This window comes from Erwinia sp. Leaf53, assembly GCF_001422605.1.
In the GTDB taxonomy this organism is placed as follows: Bacteria; Pseudomonadota; Gammaproteobacteria; order Enterobacterales; family Enterobacteriaceae; genus Erwinia.
In genome coordinates, this window is record NZ_LMLK01000022.1 from 377,351 (window position 1) to 397,824 (window position 20,474).

Annotated in this window: 18 protein-coding genes and 1 pseudogene; 5 read left to right on the forward strand and 14 right to left on the reverse strand. The window is 59.0% G+C overall.

Annotated elements, in window-relative coordinates:
- Window position 1 precedes the first annotated feature (1 nt).
- Window positions 2-2,983, forward strand: coding sequence for a virulence factor SrfB (locus ASF13_RS15515; protein ID WP_235515028.1), 2,982 nt, complete (start codon window positions 2-4; stop codon window positions 2,981-2,983).
- Window positions 2,980-5,373 carry a virulence factor SrfC family protein gene (locus ASF13_RS15520; RefSeq protein ID WP_056238000.1) on the forward strand — a complete coding sequence of 798 codons (2,394 nt, stop codon included), beginning with the start codon at window positions 2,980-2,982 and terminating at the stop codon, window positions 5,371-5,373. The genes ASF13_RS15515 and ASF13_RS15520 overlap by 4 nt, the downstream gene beginning before the upstream one ends.
- Window positions 5,374-5,544: 171 nt before the next feature.
- Here ASF13_RS15520 and ASF13_RS15525 read toward each other — a convergent pair whose 3' ends face one another.
- The 4 genes from ASF13_RS15525 to ASF13_RS15540 all read right to left on the reverse strand — a co-directional run bounded on the left by ASF13_RS15525 (window position 5,545) and on the right by ASF13_RS15540 (window position 9,196).
- On the reverse strand, window positions 5,545-5,817 hold the full coding sequence (locus ASF13_RS15525; RefSeq protein ID WP_056238004.1) for a barstar family protein: 273 nt from the start codon (window positions 5,815-5,817) through the stop codon (window positions 5,545-5,547).
- A 1-nt stretch (window position 5,818) separates the two neighbouring features.
- On the reverse strand, window positions 5,819-6,397 hold the full coding sequence (locus tag ASF13_RS23670) for a ribonuclease domain-containing protein (protein WP_056238007.1): 579 nt from the start codon (window positions 6,395-6,397) through the stop codon (window positions 5,819-5,821).
- 95 nt (window positions 6,398-6,492) lie between these two features.
- A complete protein-coding gene (locus tag ASF13_RS15535) occupies window positions 6,493-7,410 on the reverse strand; it encodes a sugar ABC transporter substrate-binding protein (protein ID WP_056238009.1) in 918 nt (305 codons plus the stop codon).
- Window positions 7,411-7,594: 184 nt separating this feature from the next.
- Window positions 7,595-9,196 carry an alkaline phosphatase gene (locus tag ASF13_RS15540; protein ID WP_056238011.1) on the reverse strand — a complete coding sequence of 534 codons (1,602 nt, stop codon included), beginning with the start codon at window positions 9,194-9,196 and terminating at the stop codon, window positions 7,595-7,597.
- Between the two features lie 585 nt (window positions 9,197-9,781).
- Here ASF13_RS15540 and ASF13_RS15545 point away from each other — a divergent pair.
- Complete coding sequence (locus ASF13_RS15545) at window positions 9,782-10,876, forward strand: NADH:flavin oxidoreductase/NADH oxidase (protein WP_056238013.1); 1,095 nt, start codon at window positions 9,782-9,784, stop codon at window positions 10,874-10,876.
- A gap of 186 nt (window positions 10,877-11,062) precedes the next feature.
- On the opposite strand, the gene ASF13_RS24400 is transcribed toward ASF13_RS15545, so the two are convergent.
- The 4 genes from ASF13_RS24400 to ASF13_RS15555 form a co-directional block, all read right to left on the reverse strand.
- Window positions 11,063-11,281 (reverse strand): hypothetical protein, encoded by a 219-nt coding sequence (locus ASF13_RS24400; protein WP_146005510.1) that lies wholly within the window; start codon window positions 11,279-11,281, stop codon window positions 11,063-11,065.
- Complete coding sequence (locus ASF13_RS15550; RefSeq protein ID WP_056238015.1) at window positions 11,278-11,541, reverse strand: hypothetical protein; 264 nt, start codon at window positions 11,539-11,541, stop codon at window positions 11,278-11,280. The genes ASF13_RS24400 and ASF13_RS15550 overlap by 4 nt, the downstream gene beginning before the upstream one ends.
- A gap of 126 nt (window positions 11,542-11,667) precedes the next feature.
- On the reverse strand, window positions 11,668-11,841 hold the full coding sequence (locus tag ASF13_RS24405) for a hypothetical protein (protein WP_156365603.1): 174 nt from the start codon (window positions 11,839-11,841) through the stop codon (window positions 11,668-11,670).
- Window positions 11,842-12,088: 247 nt separating this feature from the next.
- The gene (locus tag ASF13_RS15555; RefSeq protein WP_056238017.1) at window positions 12,089-12,634 is read right to left on the reverse strand and encodes a tetratricopeptide repeat protein; all 546 of its coding nucleotides are present in this window, start codon (window positions 12,632-12,634) and stop codon (window positions 12,089-12,091) included.
- Window positions 12,635-13,197: 563 nt separating this feature from the next.
- On the opposite strand from ASF13_RS15555, the gene ASF13_RS15560 reads away from it, so the two are divergent.
- Window positions 13,198-14,175, forward strand: coding sequence for a DUF1852 domain-containing protein (locus ASF13_RS15560; RefSeq protein ID WP_056238019.1), 978 nt, complete (start codon window positions 13,198-13,200; stop codon window positions 14,173-14,175).
- Window positions 14,176-14,203: 28 nt separating this feature from the next.
- Entirely contained in the window at window positions 14,204-15,235 is a 1,032-nt protein-coding gene (locus ASF13_RS15565) for a methionine synthase (protein WP_056238476.1), read from the forward strand.
- A 195-nt stretch (window positions 15,236-15,430) separates the two neighbouring features.
- Here ASF13_RS15565 and ASF13_RS15570 read toward each other — a convergent pair whose 3' ends face one another.
- The 6 genes and pseudogenes from ASF13_RS15570 to ASF13_RS15595 form a co-directional block, all read right to left on the reverse strand.
- Window positions 15,431-15,718, reverse strand: coding sequence for a hypothetical protein (locus ASF13_RS15570; protein WP_056238020.1), 288 nt, complete (start codon window positions 15,716-15,718; stop codon window positions 15,431-15,433).
- Window positions 15,719-15,832: 114 nt separating this feature from the next.
- Window positions 15,833-16,747 carry an AEC family transporter gene (locus tag ASF13_RS15575; protein ID WP_056238025.1) on the reverse strand — a complete coding sequence of 305 codons (915 nt, stop codon included), beginning with the start codon at window positions 16,745-16,747 and terminating at the stop codon, window positions 15,833-15,835.
- 282 nt (window positions 16,748-17,029) lie between these two features.
- The gene (locus ASF13_RS15580) at window positions 17,030-18,049 is read right to left on the reverse strand and encodes an AI-2E family transporter (RefSeq protein WP_056238027.1); all 1,020 of its coding nucleotides are present in this window, start codon (window positions 18,047-18,049) and stop codon (window positions 17,030-17,032) included.
- A gap of 78 nt (window positions 18,050-18,127) precedes the next feature.
- Entirely contained in the window at window positions 18,128-18,799 is a 672-nt protein-coding gene (locus ASF13_RS15585; protein ID WP_056238032.1) for a methionine ABC transporter permease, read from the reverse strand.
- 97 nt (window positions 18,800-18,896) lie between these two features.
- Window positions 18,897-19,658 (reverse strand): annotated as a pseudogene (locus tag ASF13_RS15590) (methionine ABC transporter ATP-binding protein); the annotation flags it as partial.
- Between the two features lies 1 nt (window position 19,659).
- A complete protein-coding gene (locus ASF13_RS15595) occupies window positions 19,660-20,466 on the reverse strand; it encodes a MetQ/NlpA family ABC transporter substrate-binding protein (RefSeq protein ID WP_056238034.1) in 807 nt (268 codons plus the stop codon).
- Between the last annotated feature and the right edge of the window lie 8 nt (window positions 20,467-20,474).

Here is a 20,474-nt window from a genome sequence, read left to right on the forward strand (position 1 = left end):
GCTGCTGGCAACCATTACTGATTTCAAACCCAATATGACGCTGGTGCAGAACAGCGGTATTCAGTTTCTTGATTTTGCGCTGACGCCGGTCTGCGACGCCGACTGGCCGGGCAAGTTTGTGCGCCAGACGGCCAACGGCCCGCTGCTGCGGCTGGATTATCATCCGCAGAGCGGCAAATACCTGCTGCCGCAGACCGCCGGCATGCCGCCGGAGCTGGTGAAGCCGGAGTTCAGCTTCCCGCTGGCCCAGTCGCTGGCGCTGCTGAACGGGCAGTGGCTGCCGCTGCCGTTCTTCCGCTTTAACCCACCGCGCAACTTCACCGGCGGCCCGGATAACTGGGCGCGGGTGCAGGTGGTGGCGCTGGACGCACCGGACGAGAAAGGCCGCACTCACCGCATCGTGCTGGCCTTTGACACCCGGCTGGCGACGGAGGGCGAAGATGCGCTGGCGCTGAACGAGAGCGACGTGCGCAACGGCGTCAGCTTTGCGCTGGCCCACCGCAGCGAAGAGCTGGGCGAGTTTCTCGATCAGACCTGGGTGGACGGCTGGCTGCGCGAGGCGTTCAGCGAAAGCGCCAGCGAGCGCGAACAGCGGCCACAGGTCAATATCAAAACCGCCCTGCGCGAATTTGAGTACCAGGCGCACTACCTGAATATCCTGCAGCTGCTCGGTGAACAGCTCAGCGTGCCGGAGCTGAAGATCAGCGCCGCCACGCTGCAGGAGCCGGCGATTAACGTCGACCTGATCCTCGACGTCGGCAACTCGCACACCTGCGGCATTATGGTGGAAGATCACCTCGACGATCATCAGGGCCTGAAGCACACCTACGAGATGCAGCTGCGCAACCTGAGCGAACCTCACCTGCGCTATAACGAGCTGTTTGAAAGCCGGGTGGAGTTCGCGCTGGCGCAGTTTGGCAAGCAGAACTACTCGCGCGAAAGCGGCCGGGAAGACGCCTTTATCTGGCCGTCGATCGTTCGCGTCGGACGCGAAGCGGTCAGGCTGGCCCAGCAGCGCCTCGGCACCGAAGGGGCCACCGGCCTCTCCAGCCCGCGCCGCTACCTGTGGGACGAAGAGAGTTACACGCCTGGCTGGCGCTTCAGCCGCACGCCGGGCAATCAGCAGCTGGAGCCGGCGGCCATCGCGCTGCCGCTCACCTGCCTGATCAACGACGACGGCGAGCCGCTCTACCGCCTGCCGCTGGAAGATCGGCTGCCGGTATTTGCCGCGCAGTACAGCCGCAGTTCGCTGATGAGCCTGATGCTCTCAGAGCTGCTGGCCCAGGCGCTGCTGCAGATGAACAGCCCGCAGCAGCGGCAAAAGATGCTGCACAGCAGCGCCCCGCGTCAGCTGCGTAACATTATCCTCACCCTGCCTTCCGCGATGCCGAAACCCGAGCGGGAGATCTTCCGCCGCCGCATGCAGGAGGCGATCGCGCTGGTGTGGAAAGCGCTCGGCTGGCACCCGGCGGATGAGGATTTCCGCAGCGAGAGCGACCGCGCCAGCAGCCTGCTGCCGGTGCCCGAGGTGCAAATGGAGTGGGACGAAGCCACCTGTGGCCAGATGGTCTATCTGTATAACGAAACCCAGGTCAACTTTGGCGGCCGTGCGGAGGCGTTCTTCGCCAGCATGGCGCGCCCGGACCGCGCCCGCGCCGCCGATGAACCGGCCGGAAAAACCCTGCGCATCGCCTCGATCGACATCGGCGGCGGCACCACCGACCTGGCGATCACCCAGTACCGGCTGGACGACGGCGCCGGCAACAACGTCAAAATCATGCCGCGCCTGCTGTTCCGCGAAGGCTTTAAGCTGGCCGGTGACGATATCCTGCTCGACGTGATCCAGCTCTACGTGCTGCCCGCGCTGCAGGCGTCCTTCCGCCAGGCCGGCATGGTCAACCCGGAAGCGGTGATGACCCGGCTGTTCGGTCACGAAGGCCGCCTTGACGGCCACTCCACCCTGCGCCAGCAGGTGACGCTGCAGCTGTTTATTCCGCTTGGCCAGGCGATCCTCGAAGCCTACGAGCGTTTCGACCCGCTGGATCTGGCGGCGGAGATCGACGCCCGCTTTGCTGAACTGCTCGAACACCGCCCGACCGACCCGCTGCTGGAGTACGTTAATCGTGAGATCCAGCGCGAACTGCCGGCGGAAGCCGCGCGGTTTGACGTCATGAACGTGCCGCTGGTGGTACGCCTGAGCAAGCTGCACGCCGAATTCCTCTCGCCGCGCATGAATATCACCCACAGCCTGCGCTCGATGTCGGAAGTGGTGGCGGTGTATGACTGCGACGTGCTGCTGCTGACCGGTCGCCCGTCGCGCTTCCCCGGCGTGCAGGCGCTGTTCCGCCACCTGCAGCCGCTGCCGGTCAGCCGCATCCTGTCGCTGGACGGCTACCACACCAACGACTGGTATCCGTTTAACAAGCAGGGGAAAATTGAGAACCCGAAATCGACCGCCGCGGTGGGTGCGATGCTGTGCCTGCTGTCGCTCGACCTGCGGCTGGCCAACTTCTGGTTTAAGGCCGGCGATTTTCAGCCCTATTCCACTATCCGCTACCTTGGCATGCTCGACGCTACCGGCGCGCTGAAGGCAGAGGACGTGTGGTACAGCGATATTGACCTTGACCAGCACAACTTCAACCTTGAAGTGCGCAACCGCTTCCAGGTGCGCGGCGCGCTGACGCTCGGCTTCCGCCAGCTGGATAACGACCGCTGGCCGGCCTCGCCGCTCTATACCCTGACGCTGGTCGATCCGCAGCTGGCGCGCAGCGTGGCCGGCGACCGGGTGCTGCGTGTCAAGCTGGCGGTCAGCCGACCGTTCGGCGAGTTTGGCCCCGAGCGTTTCACCCTGGCCGACGCCCAGCTCGATGACGGCAGCCAGGTGCCGCTGGAACACCTGCGGCTGAGCCTGAACACCCTGGCCAGCAACGGCTCCGGCATGGCACATTACTGGATCGACAGCGGGAGCGTGTACCGTAAATGAAATCAATTAATCAAATTCTCTCCGCCCAGGCCGTGAAAAAACGTGACGCCCTGACGCAGGGCATCGAACAGGCGCTGGCCTGGCTGGAACTCAACCGCCAGCAGTCACCGCGGCTGGATCTGGAAGCCGACTCGCTGAGCGTCAAGCTGCTGCGCCAGCATAATAAGGCCAGCGCGCTGGTCAGCGCGGTGCAGAAGCCTCCGGCCATCGGCCTGTTCGGCCTGGCGCAGCAGGGTAAGTCCTATCTGATCGCCCGGCTGGCGGCCAGCGATAAAGGGCGGCTGGAGTGCGCGCTGGGCAACAGCGTGCTGGACTACGCCAGCCAGCTCAACCCGCAGCAGCACACCGCCGCGCCGGTACTGCGCTTCAGCGCACAGCAGCACGCCAGCGACAGCAGCTGGCCGGTGCGGCTGGACCTGCTGAGCGAGACTGAACTGGTGGCGGTGCTGGCGCTGCAGTACCGCCAGTCGCAGACGGATCGCGCCGCCGCGCCCGATGAGTCGCAGCTGAACGAACGCCTGCAGAACGTGGCGCCCTACCGCCAGGCGGAGCCGGTGGCCGGCATTACCCCGCAGCAGGTGGTAGCGCTGTGGGATCAGGTAAATCAGCTGCAGCGCCGCCAGGACCCGGCGCTGGAGAGCCACTTCTGGCCGCAGGCGGTGGAGCTGGCGCCGCTGCTCGGCGTTGACGAGCGCGCGCGGCTGTTCTCGCTGCTGTGGGGCGAAGATCGCCAGCTGACCGCGCTCTATCGCCAGCTGGCGCACGCCCTGCACCATCTGGCCGGCGCCCGCCGGGTACTTGCCCCGATCGGCGTGCTGGATGAGCCGTCGTTCAGCCTGCTTAACGACAGCGGCGTCAGCCAGTTTAACGCCAGCAGCGACCTGATCGTGCAGGTCGCGCCGCTGCACCAGGGGCGCACCCTGCCGGCGGTGAATATCGCGCTGGCGGAGCTAACCCTGCTGTGCCGTGAGGTACTGCTGCCGCTTTACAGCACCCCGCGTGAAGCGCTGTTCAGCGAAGTCGACCTGCTTGACTATCCCGGCCTGGTGACGCCCTCGGTGCTGCCGGAGGACGAGCAGCACGCCCTGGCGCTGGGCTTCCTGCAGGCGCGCCGCCCGCTGCTGCTGCAGCGCGCGACCCGGCAGCAGACGCTGACCCACCTTCTGGTGTGCAGCGCCTCCGGCCATCGCCAGGAGACGCCGCTGGTCGGCCGCCTGCTCGACCAGTGGGTCAGACAGACCCAGGGCGAGAGCAGCCAGCAGCGCAGCGGCCGCAAGCCCGGCCTGATCTGGGCGATGACGCCGTTCGATCAGCGCCTGACCCACGGCCACAACCATGACGCCGCCGTGCAACGCTTCGTCGGTCAACCCGGCGATGCCTGGGGCGCGATGCTGGCGATGGATGAGAAAGGCGTGCAGCGCATGGCCGGCTACCTCTCCAACGAGGTGCTGCGCGAGGCAAAGCTGGCTCGGATTGAGGTGTTACGCAGTGAGGTGCAGCGCGAGCTGGCAGAAAACCTGCTCGGCCAGTGGGCGCAAAACGTGGAAGCCGACGACGCCGCGGCCCGCCTGCGCATCGCCGAATCCCTGCTGAAGGCCCTGCAGACCCGCACCGGCATGCACGGCGAGCTGCTGGAGCGGCTGGTGCCGGTGCGCGATACGCTACGCCACCTGTTTTTACAGCGTGAGCAGCGTAACGAACGTCTGACGGCGGATGAGTACAGCATCAGCGATGACGATCCGTTTGGCATCGGCGTGGCCATCGACCTGCTGAGCGAAACGCCGCTGACGGCGGTGCAGACCAGCTATCACAGCGTGCCGGAAGTCGACCACGATGCCGAATTTGCCCAGCAGGTGTACCGCTACTGGGTAAACCAGCTGCGCCAGCTGCCGGAAAACGGCCCGCTGCTGGAGCTGCTCGGCGTCAGCAAACCGACGCTGGAGATGCTGACCAGCGAGCTGATCACCGCCAGCGTGCGTCAGGGGGTGGAACCGGCGCTGGCGCGCATTCTGGCCAACGACGACGCGCAGGGCCTGCCGGCCGGACAGGTCGCCGACCGCCAGGTGTCGCGGGCGCTGAGCGTGATCGGCGACTTTATCGCCTGGCTCGGCTTCCAGCAGCTGCCGGAGGCCGAACGCCCGGAGAGCCGCATCAACCGCGGACAGAAGATCTTCGCCAAGCCGGAAGTGCAGACCGGCAGCCTCGGACCGGGCCAGCGCCTGACCCGGCTGGCGCTGAAGCCGAACAACCACGCGGCCTTCTACATCTACGACTGGCTGGTCGGGCTGAATACGCTGATCGTGCAAAACGCCGGCTGGTCCGCCGCACGTGAAGTCAGCCCGGAACAGCGCGAACAGCTGGCGCAGACGGTAGCGATGATTCGACGGTAAATGTGGGGGGCGTTCCGGGCTATGCGATTGTGCTGCGTAGCCCGGAAACGTCTGCTGACTTAGCGACAGAACCGTAAGCGCCACTCAAATGGTGACACTGTCACATGCTGTGGTTTAGCAGATGACGGTATTCCGATATCTGCTGACCGCTCCACACCAGGTGCGAGCAATTCAGCCCTCATCATCACAGATGGAAAAGTCTCCGTCGGTCTCCGCTTCTGCTTCCTGCATCACCTGCACTATCCTCGCCAGCGCCGGCCGCTGCGGGTGCTGCCGCAGATGGCACAGGGTAACCCGCAGCGGCAGATTAAGCTGACCGGTCAGCACATCCCACAGCGCATCAAGATTGTTACCGAAGTAATTCAGCTCAAAACGCGCGGCAAACTGGCGGTAGAAATCGGCGGCGTCCGCAACCTCGCTGAGATCAAAGCGTTCTTCGCGCATCTTATTTCACCTGTTCAAAGCGGCGATAGTGATCGCGGGTGACGAAGATCAGCCCGTCGCTGGAGTACAGCAGCCGGTCGGCGCCGCGCCGCCCGCACTGGTAGTTCACGTCGGCTTCATACCAGCTGCGGCCGCTTTTCTCCGGCAGCCCGCCCTCGCGGTTGCTGAAGCGATCGCCGCCGATCGCCCGCCCCGGCAGCACCTGACACAGGTTACCTTTTGCCGGGTCCCAGCCCTGTCTGCGCGCCGCCGACTTGCGGATATAGTAGTCCGGCAGCCGCTGATGCTGCTGAATATAGTTGGCCACCCGCGATTCAGCGGTGAGCCGATCGATAGTGGTGGCCGGACTGCCCGCTGCTGATCCACGCTCGCTTTCCCCGCCAGCGCCTCTGGCTACCGAGCCGTAACCAGCGGTTTCCGTTCTTTCCGCGCGGGAGGCCGAGCCCGAATGGGTTGACCTCGCCGCGGTATCCGCCATTGTTCCCGTGGCTGAATGAGAAGTCTGCCCGTCGGGCTGACGCAGCCCGGCGTAAGTGGCGATAAGTGCCACCACGCCGGCGATAATCAGTTTCTTACTCATGGTGTATTCCTGTGGTGCATCGCTGTGAAAAAAGGGGCCAGAGGCCCCTTTGCACTAGAACGATAACAACTTTTTTTCGCCATGATGACCGAAAATCACTTCTCTTCGTACTTTTTCATATTCTCTTTGGTGACCAGCTCAAACGGGATCCAGTGGTAGGAGTCGAGTTTCTCACCTTTAATCATCCGCTGGGCGACATCCACCGAGGCTTTGCCCTGCCCAACCGCATCCTGGAATACCGTGACCTGCATCTTGCCGGAGGCCAGCGCCTTCAGGCCGTCCGGGGTGGCATCAATGCCGCCGATCAGAATTTTGCTGTCTTTTTTACCGGCCTGCTGCAGCGCCATAATCGCGCCGATCGCCATCTCATCGTTGTTGGCCGCGACGATATCCACCTGCTCACCGTTGGTCAGCCAGTTGAGCATCAGATCCATGCCCTCGTTACGCGAGTAGTTAGCGGTTTGCTTCAGTACGACCTTCATTTTTGGATATTTGGCCACCACCAGTTCGACGTCTTTGGTGCGCTGCACCGCGCCGGCATCGCTCAGGTTGCCGATCATCACCGCCACATTACCCTGATAGTTGGCCTGGCGAGCCAGCTCCTCCATCTGCAGGGTACCGGACTGCTTCTCATCGGAGCCGACAAATACCACGCCCGGCGGCAGCTTCACGTCACCCGGCGTGCGGTTTACGTAGACCAGCGGGATCTTCGCCGCGCTCACCAGTTTGGTCATCGCCGGAGTGCCGGCGGAGTTGACCGGATCGACGATAATCGCGTCCACCCCGGCGCTGATAAAGCTTTGCACCTGGTCAGTCTGACGGCCCACATCACCACGTGCATCCTCAAACTGCACCTTGATGCCGCGCTCTTTGGCCTCTTTGTCGATCGCCTGACGGATGATGGTGAGGAAGTTCTGATCAAAGTAGGCCATAGATACGCCGATGGTTTCGGCCAGCGTTGACGCGGAAAAACCCAGGGCAGCTACCAGTACTAACTTTTTAAGATGTTTCATTATTCTTCTCCGCGGGCAAGAGGTTCGGATGAGCATAAAATGGAATGGTTAATCCACAGAAATAGAATAATGAAACATACGATTTATTCGCAACAGGATTAGTGCAATTTCTCAACTCAGCTCACGCTAAATAAAAAAACCGGCACGGTGGCCGGTTTCAGGAAAAGGATGGAACGTTGCAGAGTTACCGCGCGATTTGCTCAACCGCCGATCCTTCCAGCGCGGCTTTCACCACTTTGAACACGTCGGTGTTATCGATATACGCGCCGTTACTGAGGCCCACGTATCTGGCATAACCGGCATCCGTGCCCTGAACCCGGGCAGTGAAGGCGGCAGAACCCGCGCCTTTGGCCCACAGCGGTACCAGCGCGTTAGAGTGGTTGCCGGTCGGGCGGAAGGAAATGCCGGGCATCTGCCCTTTTCCTTTATTCGCCACCGCTTCGAAGGCGGTTTTCTGCGCGTCCGCCCCCATCGGCATTCCGTTGTCGTGATCGGTGGTAACGATCAGCAGCGTCTCTTCCCAGCTGCTGTTCTTCTCTACCCAGTCAACCACGGCGCTTACCGCGTTGTTGAAGTCGGCGGTCTCTTCGATCAGCCGGCCATACTCCACGCCGGTGCAGTTCGGGTTGTAGGAATTGCCCCAGTCGCCCTTGCCGGAACAGGCGTTACTGGTGTGCGCCGCCCAGTCGGTGGCTCCGCCTTCAACCATCACGAAGAAACCGTTGCCGTTTTTGCTCAGGTGCCGGATAGCACCCTCGGTCATGGTGGCCAGCGTAGGCACGCTGCGGATGTAAGCATCGCCAGACGGCGTGGTGCTGTCTTTGCCGGTGATGGTGGCCTGACGGCCCTGCTGTAAGGTGCCGTTAGGCGCAACCTCAGGCGAGCCGATCAGCGGGCCATCGTATTTCAGGGCACCGCTGGCCAGCTGGCTGAACTCTTCGCTGCTGCGCAACACTTTCCACGGGCTGGTGGCATTGGCCGGGGTGAGTTTGCCTGTCTGCAGGGCGTCCCACTCCTCTTTGGCCAGATAGCTGTTAGCGTCTTTGCCACAGCCAACCTCAGATTCGTCCTTCGCCAGTTTGTCACAGGCGGTGCCGTTAACGTTAAAGCCCGGCAGGCCGGTACCCATAATCAGATCCAGTTTGCCTTCGGTCAGCATCTGGCGGGCGATGGCATGGTAATCGTTACGCGAGGCGTTCTGAGCGCCAAACGCGGCGGGCGTGGCGTGGGAAAACGGCACGCTGGTGACCACGCCGGTGGCTTTACCCTGCGCTTTTGCGACAAGAGTAACGAAATCAACCGGCTTGCCGTTATTGTCGTAGTTGATGGCGTTGTTATAGGTTTTGATCCCTGAAGCCAGCGCGGTGCCGGCCGCGGCGCTGTCGGTGGGCTCAGTGGCGAGATATTCATAGCCTTTGAACGGCAGATCTTTATTCGCCGCGTCCGGGGTGATGTCCCAGGCTTTCTGCGGGTCGTAGTTAACCAGCGAGTCGGCGTTATGGGTGGCTTTTTTCGACGCGTTGAGTGGGAAAGTGGTCATGGCAAACTTCACCGGGAAACCGGCGTACGGCGTTTTATCACGTGCGCCATACTGCCAGTAAGCCGTGGCATCCCAGGTCCCCCAGCCCGCCCCGTCGTTAATCATCACGATCACGTTTTTCGCTTTGGTTTCAGCCGCCAGTGCCGGCTGTGCGACGCTCAGGCCAGTGACCGATAACATACACAAGGCAAGGTAACGTTTACGAAACAGACCGGTGGCACTGGCGGGGGTGTGTTGATTAACCATGAGACTCTCCGTGTAAAATTTCATCACAACAAATCATTGCAAAGATTGTTGATATGTTTAAGTTTGTTGCAGTTTTCGCAGCGCAGTATCGATGGCGTTTATGACATTTTCATGACCACTGACGACGTTGAAGGTTACCAGCTGACCACAGGCAATAAGATCGCGCTTCTCTAAGTGGCTGTTTTTAAATTGAGTTAAGTTACATTTTTCTGTCACTGATAAGATTAACCCGTAAAATGTAAACCACTGTAAAGACACCTACAGCGGCGCTTATCCCATCTCCGCATACGGCATACCGTTCAGATTTTGCTGTTACGCGATGACGTTATGCAGTTCTGTTGTGCATATGCCAGCCGGCAATGACATAACACGGCGGGCTGCCAGCGCTCAGCACACAGCGCTTTACGCTTCATACTCTGGATTGATTACCATCCCCTCTGTGAGTGAGTGAGACGTTCGCACCCTGCGACCATCATTACTGGTGGCTGGCAGCAGATGCAGTCGTTTAGGTTTACGCTTAATCCTGAATCGACCCGCCTTGCGCACGGTCGATAATGAGAAATCCTTCAGAGATATGAGGTAGTAATGAGTCAACTGTTCAGTCCGACACGCATTGGTAAGCTTGAACTTGAAAACCGCATCGTGATTGCGCCGATGTGTCAGTATTCCGCTGAGAACGGCCTTGCCACCTCATGGCACCGTATTCACCTTGGCCAGCTGGCGCTCTCCGGTGCCGGGCTGCTGATCATAGAGGCCAGCGCCGTCGAAGCGATCGGGCGTATCTCCTCCGGCGATCTCGGGCTGTGGGATGACGCCACTGAAGCCGCGCTGGGCGAGGTAATTGGCGATATTCGCCGCTGGTCGCCCATTCGCCTTGGCATTCAGCTAGGCCACGCCGGGCGCAAGGCCTCCAGCGAGGTGCCCTGGGAGGGCGGTCAGCAGCTGGCCAGCGATCGCGGTGGCTGGCAGACGGTGGCCCCATCGGCGCTGCCGTTTACCGATGGTGATGCACCGCCTGCAGAACTGAGCCTGGCCGGTCTGGCCGCGGTAAAACAGGCCTTCGTCGATAGCGCCCTGCGCGCGGTGCGGCTGGGCATTGAACTGATTGAGATCCACGCCGCGCACGGCTACCTGCTGCACCAGTTCCTGTCGCCGCTGAGCAATCAGCGCAGCGACGAGTACGGTGGTTCGCTGGAAAACCGCATGCGCTTCCCGCTGGAAGTGTTCCAGGCCGTGCGCGAAGCGGTCCCTTCAGCGGTCGCGGTTGGCGCACGCCTGTCGGCCACCGACTGGGTGGAGGGCGGCTGGGACGTGGAACAGTCGATCGTCTTCAGCCAGCGCCTGCAGGCGCTGAACTGTGATTACCTGCATATCTCCAGCGGCGGCCTCTCCCCCGCTCAGGCCATCAGCGTCGGGCCGGGCTATCAGCTGCCGTTCGCCCGCGCCATCCGTGAGCAGGTATCTATCCCGGTGATTGGCGTTGGGCTGATTACTGACCCGCATCAGGCTGAGGCGGTGCTGCAGGACGGCGACGCCGACCTGGTAGCGCTGGCGCGCGGCATCCTCTATAACCCACGCTGGCCATGGCACGCAGCGGCCGCGCTTAATGCACAGGTTCGCGTTGCTCCACAGTATCTGCGTTCGGAGCCGCATGAGGTTAAGGGGACTTTGCGGCGCTAAGGGATCGGTTCAGGCAGCTTCGGCCAGGCGACATTACGGCGCCTGCATGCTGAACGAACCTTGGCCGAGTAACACGCTCTGCTGGCGAATTCAGCTGAACTCAACGGTCAGAGGCTGACGATATAAACCAAGGCCAGCGAGGGCGCGGTTTTCCCTTTGCTGGCTAAACGGGCCATTAAAACCTGCTTAGCCAGAAATTAACACCGCCGCTGCCGAAGCACTCTCTTTATTGAGGATAATAGGTATGTTGTAACTAATAAGGGTTGCGTGATACACATCGTTGCCCCTCACCCGGCCGGTTTGCTCGGTAAATCCGCAACTGGCTGCCGTCAGGCAATGCAGGTAAACCTCTTTAACTACCCGCACGACAACACGCTCAGTTAAGGTCAGACTTTGCTTAATCAATAACTCTCCGATGGGGGCGCCAGCTCTTCAACCAGCACCAGCGGACACTTCTTCACCCTGCAGGCGTGGCTGTACGCCAGTTCGCAGACCGAGCAGACGTCCTTCTCTTCGCTCTCATAGTGGTAATCCATAAAATAGCGGAACGTGCCACCCCGCTTTGCGCAACGTACGATATGCTGTGGCGCAAAGATCTCATCCAGCTGCCTGAAGGTCAGGGCTGACGGGTTGTGGAACCCTACTCTTACGCGATAAGTTGTCATGCCGTAATTATGTGGCAGCGGGTTATGAAAGCCCAACAGGTTGTACGTGTTGCTCAGATTGGTGAAATTTATCGGTAAGGGGGAAATGGCGAAGGGCAGAAAAAAACCGCCCTGTGGCGGCTCCGGTCAGAAATGAGGAAAGGTCAGTTTTTCGCTAAGAAATTTAAACCCTTCTGCTTCAAATCGGGTCAGTGTCATAGGTACGGCATTAGCAGGTTTGAAGAATCCGCTTTGATGACGGTAAAACCAAACCTGAGGTTTAGATAACCCCGTTCCAATCCAGTAAAATCCGGTGTCCATAAAGCTGTTCCGGTCATGTATTGAACGCCCACTCTAACACGCTGAGATAAAAATTACCTGGAGGGATTTGTTGGGTTTTGTCATTCCCGTGGGTATCTGGCTGATTACTGGCTGTAAAGCGGTTAAAATTAAAGGCCGCCGGGCGACGTTATCAGAAGGCAGGAAGTTCAGACCTGGAGATGACAGCCAGCCAATTCTGCTGCATCAAACTGAAAACCCCGCGGATGCAGGGTTTTCAGCGGGATAACTAAGGCTGCGGGTAATACTTCTGCTTAATCTCCTGCGCCAGCGCTGCGGAGTTGTCCCTTTGCTGTTGCGTTAACGCGCCGCGAAAGATGGCGTCCTGAGAAAAAGCCTTTTTATTGTCGAACTGCTGAGCAAGCAGCAGATAAGCAAAAGCTCTGACCTCATCCTTTTCGACGCCCCAGCCGTTCTTAAAGAACACTGCCGCCGGTAACAGGGCCGGCTTGCCGCCGTTTTCGATCGATTTTTCAAACCAGGCTGCGGCCGCGTTGTTGTCTTTGGCTTCACCCGACTCAGCGGAAGAGTAGATAACGCCCAGCATATACTGCGCCTCGGCGTTGTTGCCCTGCGCGGCTTTGTTCAGCCACTTCATTGCCTCAGCGTGGTTAGAGCCTCCGCGCGCCTGCCCGGAGTGATACAGCCGGTAAAGTTCGACCTGCGCACTGCTGTCACCGGCCCTCGCCTTCTGCTCAATTTCGGCCTGAGACGAACCTGAATCGCAGGCAGAAATACCTAAACACGCGGCCAGCAGCCAGCCAATCTTTTTCATATCCCGCTTCCCGTCAGTAAAATTATCGGCGATCCTAACGGCGTGAGGCGGTAAAGGGAAGTCACAAGCGTGGTTGAATAGCAGTGTGAGGCGTAAAAAACGCCCGACTTTATGGGTTCAGTTCAATCTATGGGTGGGTAGTTCACAAAAAGCTCAGGGCAGGATTCAAACCTACGTTCAGGCAGTAACGACTACGCACACCACTGCCTGATATCGCTTATGTCACGCTTCGCCCCGTCAGGGCCTGCGCCCGCCTGTCTCTCACAGCTGACGTAAATTCATTCAGGCTTTACCAGGCTGTTCAGCGCAGTCTGTGCCGCTAAAACGCCGCAGTTACATCAACAACTTAGCGCTGATGGCGTCTCTCACCACGATCATGAAGAACGCTCATGTTGCTGTGAAATTTAATCACTTTTACTCAAGTCACAACTCTGGCATAAATAACATCATGTTATTAACAGTAGCCTACATCAAGACTACTGGGTGATAAAGACAAAATTTAAAAATCCTGAAAAGCAAGAAATTAATTCAGGTTTAATATCAGACTCAGGATACCGATTAATATGAATACAGAATTTGCCTTTACTGTTAAACGCATCAGCTTTGATGAAGATTATAACCCGTCCTCCAATACGCGCATCACCACCAATTTTGCCAATCTCGCCCGCGGTGAAAAACGCCAGGAGAACCTGCGTAACACGCTGGTGATGATTAACAACCGTTTTAACACCCTTGCGCACTGGGATAATCCAACATCAGATCGCTATTCTGTCGACATTGAGATCGTCTCCGTTGAGATCGATATCGAAGGAAATGGCAACAGCTTCCCGGCAATTGAAATTCTGAAAACACAGATCGTTGATAAAAAAACCAATCAACGCTTTGACGGTATTGTCGGCAACAACTTCTCTTCTTACGTCCGCGATTATGATTTCAGCGTACTGCTGTCTGAGCATAATAAGAGCAACAGCGGATTCAGCACGCCAGCCAACTTTGGCGACCTGCACGGCAACTTATTTAAGTGCTTCGTTAACTCAGACGACTATAAAGCGAACTTTACTAAGGCCCCGGTTATCTGCCTGAGCGTCTCCAGTAAAAACATCTACCAGCGCACTGACTTCGAGCACCCGGTACTGGGCTTCGAATACCAGCAGGATGCGCTTTCGCTGACCGATCACTACTTCAATAAAATGGGCCTGCAGGCGCGCTACTTTATGCCTAAAGGCAGCGCTGCGCCGTTAGCCTTCTATTTCAGCGGCGATCTGCTGAATGATTACACCGATCTTGAGCTGATTAGCACCATCAGCACCATGGAGACGTTCCAGAAGATCTACCGCCCGGAGATTTACAACGCCAACTCGGCGGCCGGAGAAGTCTATCAGCCAAGCCTGAATCACCTGGACCACTCCTTAACCCGCATTGTTTACGATCGCGTGGAGCGCAGCCAGCTAGCCGTTGAACAGGGTAAATTTACTGAAGAGAACTTCATTAAACCGTACCAACATATTCTTGAGCAGTGGTCTGCTAACTACGCTGCCTGATCTGCAAAATTATAAGGTCTTTATTATTATGAAAAAGTTATTACCTACCTCGACCGCCGGCAGCTTACCTAAGCCTTCATGGCTGGCAGAGCCTGAGCAACTCTGGTCGCCGTGGAAACTGCAGGGACAGGAACTGACTGACGGAAAGCTGGACGCCCTGCGTTTGTGTCTGGAAGATCAGCTGCGTTCCGGCATTGATATCGTCAGCGACGGGGAGCAAACGCGTCAGCACTTTGTCACCACCTTTATTGAGCACCTTGACGGCGTTGATTTTGAAAATCGTAAGACCGTTAAAATTCGCAACCGCTACGAAGCCAGCGTGCCGACGGTGGTGGGTGCCGTATCCCGTCAGAAGTCCGTGTTTGTTGAAGATGCGAAGTTCTTACGCCAGCAAACCACGCAGCCGATCAAGTGGGCCCTGCCCGGCCCGATGACGATGATCGACACGCTGTATGACCACCACTACCAGAGCCGTGAAAAACTGGCCTGGGAATTCGCCAAAATTCTGAATCAGGAAGCCAAAGAGTTAGAAGCGGCGGGCGTTGATATTATTCAGTTCGACGAGCCGGCGTTTAACGTCTTCTTTGACGAGGTTAACGACTGGGGCATCGCCGCGCTGGAAAGAGCCGTTGAAGGGCTTAAGTGCGAAACTGCCGTGCATATCTGCTACGGCTACGGCATCAAAGCCAACACCGACTGGAAAAAGACGCTGGGTTCAGAGTGGCGCCAGTACGAAGAGATCTTCCCGAAGCTGCAGAAATCGAGCATCGATATCGTCTCGCTGGAGTGCCAGAACTCCCACGTGCCGATGGATCTGATTGAGCTGATTCGCGGTAAAAAAGTGATGGTTGGCGCGATTGACGTGGCCACCAACATCATTGAAACGCCGGAAGAAGTGGCCGACACGCTGCGTAAGGCCCTGCAGTTTGTCGATGCCGACAAACTCTACCCGGCGACCAACTGTGGCATGATCCCATTATCCCGCCGTATCGCCAAAGGCAAAATGACGGCCCTGAGCGCCGGTGCTGATATTGTCCGCAGAGAGCTGCTGGGTAAATAACGTCGTCAGTGTTCGGATCGCTTAAACGGTTATAAGTTCGGGTTAAGCGATCCGATTAATCAGCAGAATTATAAACTTCTCCCCCTTCAACGGCTCTATCCGAACGTTATCGTTCATCAGGCTGGCTAACCATCACCAGCAGGTTGTGCAATATCAACCTCGATCGTTAGCGGATAAATGTACGCCCCCTGTCCGTCATTCATTCAGGTCCGGGGCTGCAGGTGTCCCGGAGGTGTTAATCATCTCAGCACAACAACGTTCGGAAATCAGCAGGTCAATCACCCTGTTAATCTGTCTCAGTTGTTTCTGTTGCTGTAGATTCACCAGATAAAGCCACAGAAACACAGGCGGTGAGAAAACGCCGGCCAGAAACAGGCCTAACTCAGCACAGCTGGTCACCGGTGTAAGACTGGAAAATGAAATTACCAGCGTCAATGCTATTACATAGACGGCGGTTAGCAGCAACCCTATCGCAGACAACATAGATATCCTTAAATGAAAAATACCGCTGTCTACTCTACCTCTTTGACCGGTTCGGTTTGGCATCGGTCGTGCGGAATGGGCAGAGTTATGCCTTGCAACAGCTCCATGCCCCTCTCAGCCATACACCCCATCCATCGTAAGTATCAGAACTGGCGTAGTTATTGCCGAAAAAACGGTGGTAATCAGCATACTCGCTGCGGCAGGCCCGGTAAGTGATTGAAACTGCTGCGACATAAGATACACATTCACCCCGACCGACATCGACGCCAGCAGCACCACCACTTTGCTCTCCAGCGGCGGCAGGCCGAGCAGCGCGGCCAGCGCCCACACCACCAGCGGCATCACGACAAGCTTAATCGCGCTGAGGGTGTAGCTGATGGCCAGCCCGTCGCGGATGCGGTACACCGCCAGGCTCATGCCAAGGGCGATCAGCGCCAGCGGTACGGCAATCTGACCGATCATCGTCAGCGGCCGGTCGATGATTGTCGGCAGGGTCAGGCCGCTGAAGCTGAAGGCGGTGCCGGAGAGGATGCTGATAATCAGCGGGTTGCGCAGCACGCTGACGGTGGTTTTGCCAATGCCCTTTACGGAGAGCGATCCGTGCCTGTACCACTCGACCGAGGCGGTGGCCAGCGTCCACAGCAGCAGGCCGTTAAATACCAGCACCAGCGCCACCGACGACATCGCCTGGTCGCCGATCATCACCTTCGCCACCGGAATACCCAGCAGCACGTTATTGGAAAAAATACCGCCGAGGGCAAATACCGAGCCGGCCACGCCGTCGAGCTTAAATACCCGGCTGGCGATCAGGCGACCGAAGATAAATACCAGCAGGCAGCCGCCAAAGAAAGCCAGCAGCAGGCGCACGTCCACCGCCGGGCCGGCGCTAAAGTCGCACATCAGGCGGAACAGCATCGCCGGCAGCGCCAGGCGGAACACCACCCGGTTAAGGGCGATGGTAATGGTCTCCGGCCAGTTGCGCCAGCGCACCAGCAGCCAGCCCAGCGCGATCAGCATAAATAACGGCATCGCCGCCAGAACCTGGTGTAAAAACGAGCTAAAAAGTGACAATGTAACCTAACCCCGAACTCTTCAGATTTGCGGACGTAATGTAAAAACCAGGATGAACTCTTTCGCGGCACCGTTAGCGCAATACAGCCTTAGGCGCCCCTGGCCTGCTACGGCCAGGCAGAACGCAGAGCAATACGCCTTATAACAGGCTGTCGCATCGCGAAGGGACGACTTCTTAATAAAAACAGTGGCATCATAAGGTCTGAACGATGGATGAGCGGGCAAAGTGCCCGCCCGGCGTCAGATCAGCTTCGCCTCGCGCAGTTCACTTTTCAAATAGGCGTAATAAACCGGGGCGGCCACCACCCCGGCCAGGCCAAAGGCCGATTCAAATACCAGCATCGCCAGCAGGATCTCCCAGGTTTTGGCGCTGATACGGGTGCCGAAGATACGCGCGTTAATAAAGTACTCCAGCTTGTGGATCAGGATCAGGTAGACCAGCGCGATCAGCGCGGCTTCCAGCGAGATCGACAGTCCGATCAGCACAATCACCGTATTGGAGATCAGGTTGCCGATAATCGGCAACAGCCCGGCAACAAAGGTCAGCACCACCACCGTTTTGGCGAACGGGAAGTGCAGGCCGAACAGCGGCAGTACGCCAAACAGGAAGCCACAGGTCAGCACCGTGTTCACCAGCGAGACTTTAATCTGGGCAAACACTACGTTATGGAACGCAGCGGCCAGGTTGGTCAGCCGGTCCAGCAGCGCCTCTTTCAGCGGCGCGTCGGAGCGGAATTTTGAGGCAGGCCGCAGCGAGACAATCGCCCCGAGCAGCATGCCGATCAGCATAGTGGCAAAGGTATGGGCGGCGTTGCGGCCAAAGGTCTGCACCACTACCAGGTGTTCGCGCAGCCAGGTCACCACCTGGTGCTGCAGCTCATCGATATCCGACGGCAGATAGCGGGTGATCACCGGCGAAAGCGTGTGCTGGGCGTCAACCAGCAGCTTGGTGGCGGTGGCGTGGAACTGCGCCGGGTTCTGGAAATCATGCAGCAGGAAGGTGATGATCTTCGTAATGCCGGTGACCAGCGCGAGGATAATCACCACGCTGAGGAACAGGATGCTGATCCAGCGGGCGATCGGCCCCTTTACCAGCCGCTCCACCAGCGGCGTCAGCGCCAGAATGATCTCATAGACGATAAATCCGGCGAGAAAACACGGCAACAGCCGCAGCGGGAAGATGGCAAACAGTGCGATTAAAATCAGGCCGTAGCTGGCGGCCTGACACCAGTGCGCCTGGCTGGCATTGCGTATTTCCATGACACGTCCTGTACTGTCTGATAGCAAAAGTGTAACCAATTCAGACAGTATACACCGCCAGCCGCGCTTTGGGCTGCTTTAACGGCGGTGCGCCAGCCGTCTTACCAGCCGGTCTCCGGTCATCTGCACGATTTGCACCAGCAGCACCAGCACCACCACCGTGCCGATCATCACCGGCTGATTAAATCGCTGGTAGCCGTAGCGGATCGCCAGGTCACCCAGCCCGCCGCCGCCGATCACCCCGGCCATGGAGGAGAAGCCAATCAGCATCACCAGCGTCAGCGTCACGCCGGCCAGCAGCGCGGGCAGTGCTTCCGGCAGCAGCACTTTGCTGATCACGTGCCATCCGCTGCCGCCCATCGACAGAATCGCTTCAATGCGCCCTTTCGCCACCTCATCCAGCGCGCTCTCAACAATGCGGGCAAAGAACGGCACCGCGCCGAGCGTAATCGGCACCACCGCCGCGCTGCTGCCGAGCGTCGTGCCGACCACCAGTCGGGTAAAGGGGATCAGCGCAATCAGCAGCACCACAAACGGCAGCGAGCGGCCGATATTGACCAGGGTGCCGATCAGCGCATTGACCCGTGGCAGCGGCAGGATGCCGCCACGGCGGCTGATAAACAGCAGCACGCCCAGCGGCAGCCCGAACAGCAGGGTAAATACCCCGGCCAGCGCCACCATATAGAGGGTTTCCAGCGTGGCCTGCGCCATCAGCTGCCACAGTTCGTTGAGATCGAGACTACCGCGCATAGTTCACTTCCTGAGTTAACGGCCAGCCTTCCGGCGCTTGAGCGTGGCCGGTCCGTTCAGCGCCGGTCGCCCGGGCGAAAGGCTCCGCGCCTGCGACAATGCCGTGCCGCTGCAGGAAGCGGCGTTCCGCCTGTTCATCGTGCAGCAGTGCGTTACGCAGCCGCGAGTCGGGCTGGAGCAGCAACGCGCTTAACGCGCCGCTCTCCACCACCCGCCCCTGCTCCAGCAGCGCGGCGTGATCGCAGATGGCTTTTACCACCTCCAGCTGATGGGTGATCATCACGATGGTCAGCCCGAACTGCTGGTTAATCTGCCGTAACAGCGCCAGCACCGAGGCGGTGGTTTCGCTGTCCAGCGCGCTGGTGGCCTCATCGCACAGCAGGTAGTCCGGCCTGGCGGCCAGCGCACGGGCAATGCCCACCCGCTGCTGCTGACCACCGGAAAGCTGTGAAGGAAAGGCCCGGGCTTTATCCGTCAGGCCGACCAGCGCCAGCAGCTCGCTGACCCGTGCCTCCCGCTCCGCGCGTTTCACCCCGGCGATCTCCAGCGGCACCGCCACGTTGGCGGCAACGCTGCGTGAATGCAGCAGGTTAAAGTGCTGAAAAATCATGCCGCTGCGCTGGCGCTGCTGGCGCAACGCTTTGTCATCCAGCTGCATGATGTCAGCCCCCTCCACCTGCACGCGCCCGCTGTCCGGGCGCTCCAGCAGATTAAGGCAGCGGATCAGGGTGCTTTTCCCCGCCCCGCTGCGGCCGAGAATGCCGTAAATGGCCCCGTCGGGGATACGCAGCGAGACGTTATCCAGCGCCGGCGGTTGCCCGGCAGCATAGCGTTTGGTGACCCCGTCGAGGACAATCATCCTATTTACCTGCTACCGGGATCACCGAACCGTTATAGTTCTGCTGAATAAACTCGGCCACCTGCTTTGACTCCAGGTCTTTCGCCAGCTGTTTAATGCGGGGATCGTTAGCCAGCTTCGGCGTGGTGACCAGAATATTGGCGTACGGGTTATTGACCGCGCTCTCCAGACCCAGCGCGTCTTTCGCCGGGGTCAGCCCCGCTTCCAGCGCGTAGTTGCCGTTGATCACCGCCAGCTGCACGTCATCAAGCGTGCGCGGGATCTGCGGCGATTCCACTTCCAGAATTTTGAGTTTTTTCGGGTTCTCAGCAATATCTTTCGGCGTGGCCTGATTTTTTGAAGGATCGTTGTAGCCCGCCTTAAGTTTGATCAGCCCCTCTTTCTGCAGCAGATAGAGCGAACGGCTGAGGTTGGTGACGTTGTTAGGCACCGCCACGGTAGCGCCATCCGGTACTTCCTGCAGGGTTTTTACCTTACGGGAGTAGATGCCCAGCGGTTCAATATGCACCGTGGCGGCGACGACAAATTTCTGCCCCAGCGCTTTTTCCTGCTCTTTCAGGTACGGCACATGCTGAAAGTAGTTAGCGTCGACGTCGCCATGCGCCAGCAGTTCGTTGGCGTTAATGCCGCTGGTCAGCTCGATGATTTTCAGATCCAGCTGCGGATCGCTCTTTTTTACAAAGTTAAGGATTTCAGCGTGCGGCACCGGGTCGGCGGCCACGCGCAGCGTCTCAGCCTGGGCGCTGAAGGCGAATGCAACAGATAACGCGATGCCGGCCAGCGGGAACGAAGTGAAGCCTGTAGTCATTGCGGTTC

What these genes read in the sequence shown, in the direction of transcription:
- ASF13_RS15520 (WP_056238000.1), top strand. Translation starts at nt 2,980, where the DNA reads ATGAAATCAATTAATCAAATTCTCTCCGCCCAGGCCGTGAAAAAACGT.
- ASF13_RS15525 (WP_056238004.1), bottom strand. Translation starts at nt 5,817, where the DNA reads ATGCGCGAAGAACGCTTTGATCTCAGCGAGGTTGCGGACGCCGCCGAT.
- ASF13_RS23670 (WP_056238007.1), bottom strand. Translation starts at nt 6,397, where the DNA reads ATGAGTAAGAAACTGATTATCGCCGGCGTGGTGGCACTTATCGCCACT.
- ASF13_RS15535 (WP_056238009.1), bottom strand. Translation starts at nt 7,410, where the DNA reads ATGAAACATCTTAAAAAGTTAGTACTGGTAGCTGCCCTGGGTTTTTCC.
- ASF13_RS15540 (WP_056238011.1), bottom strand. Translation starts at nt 9,196, where the DNA reads ATGGTTAATCAACACACCCCCGCCAGTGCCACCGGTCTGTTTCGTAAA.
- ASF13_RS15545 (WP_056238013.1), top strand. Translation starts at nt 9,782, where the DNA reads ATGAGTCAACTGTTCAGTCCGACACGCATTGGTAAGCTTGAACTTGAA.
- ASF13_RS15550 (WP_056238015.1), bottom strand. Translation starts at nt 11,541, where the DNA reads ATGACAACTTATCGCGTAAGAGTAGGGTTCCACAACCCGTCAGCCCTG.
- ASF13_RS24405 (WP_156365603.1), bottom strand. Translation starts at nt 11,841, where the DNA reads ATGGACACCGGATTTTACTGGATTGGAACGGGGTTATCTAAACCTCAG.
- ASF13_RS15555 (WP_056238017.1), bottom strand. Translation starts at nt 12,634, where the DNA reads ATGAAAAAGATTGGCTGGCTGCTGGCCGCGTGTTTAGGTATTTCTGCC.
- ASF13_RS15560 (WP_056238019.1), top strand. Translation starts at nt 13,198, where the DNA reads ATGAATACAGAATTTGCCTTTACTGTTAAACGCATCAGCTTTGATGAA.
- ASF13_RS15565 (WP_056238476.1), top strand. Translation starts at nt 14,204, where the DNA reads ATGAAAAAGTTATTACCTACCTCGACCGCCGGCAGCTTACCTAAGCCT.
- ASF13_RS15570 (WP_056238020.1), bottom strand. Translation starts at nt 15,718, where the DNA reads ATGTTGTCTGCGATAGGGTTGCTGCTAACCGCCGTCTATGTAATAGCA.
- ASF13_RS15575 (WP_056238025.1), bottom strand. Translation starts at nt 16,747, where the DNA reads ATGCCGTTATTTATGCTGATCGCGCTGGGCTGGCTGCTGGTGCGCTGG.
- ASF13_RS15580 (WP_056238027.1), bottom strand. Translation starts at nt 18,049, where the DNA reads ATGGAAATACGCAATGCCAGCCAGGCGCACTGGTGTCAGGCCGCCAGC.
- ASF13_RS15585 (WP_056238032.1), bottom strand. Translation starts at nt 18,799, where the DNA reads ATGCGCGGTAGTCTCGATCTCAACGAACTGTGGCAGCTGATGGCGCAG.
- ASF13_RS15595 (WP_056238034.1), bottom strand. Translation starts at nt 20,466, where the DNA reads ATGACTACAGGCTTCACTTCGTTCCCGCTGGCCGGCATCGCGTTATCT.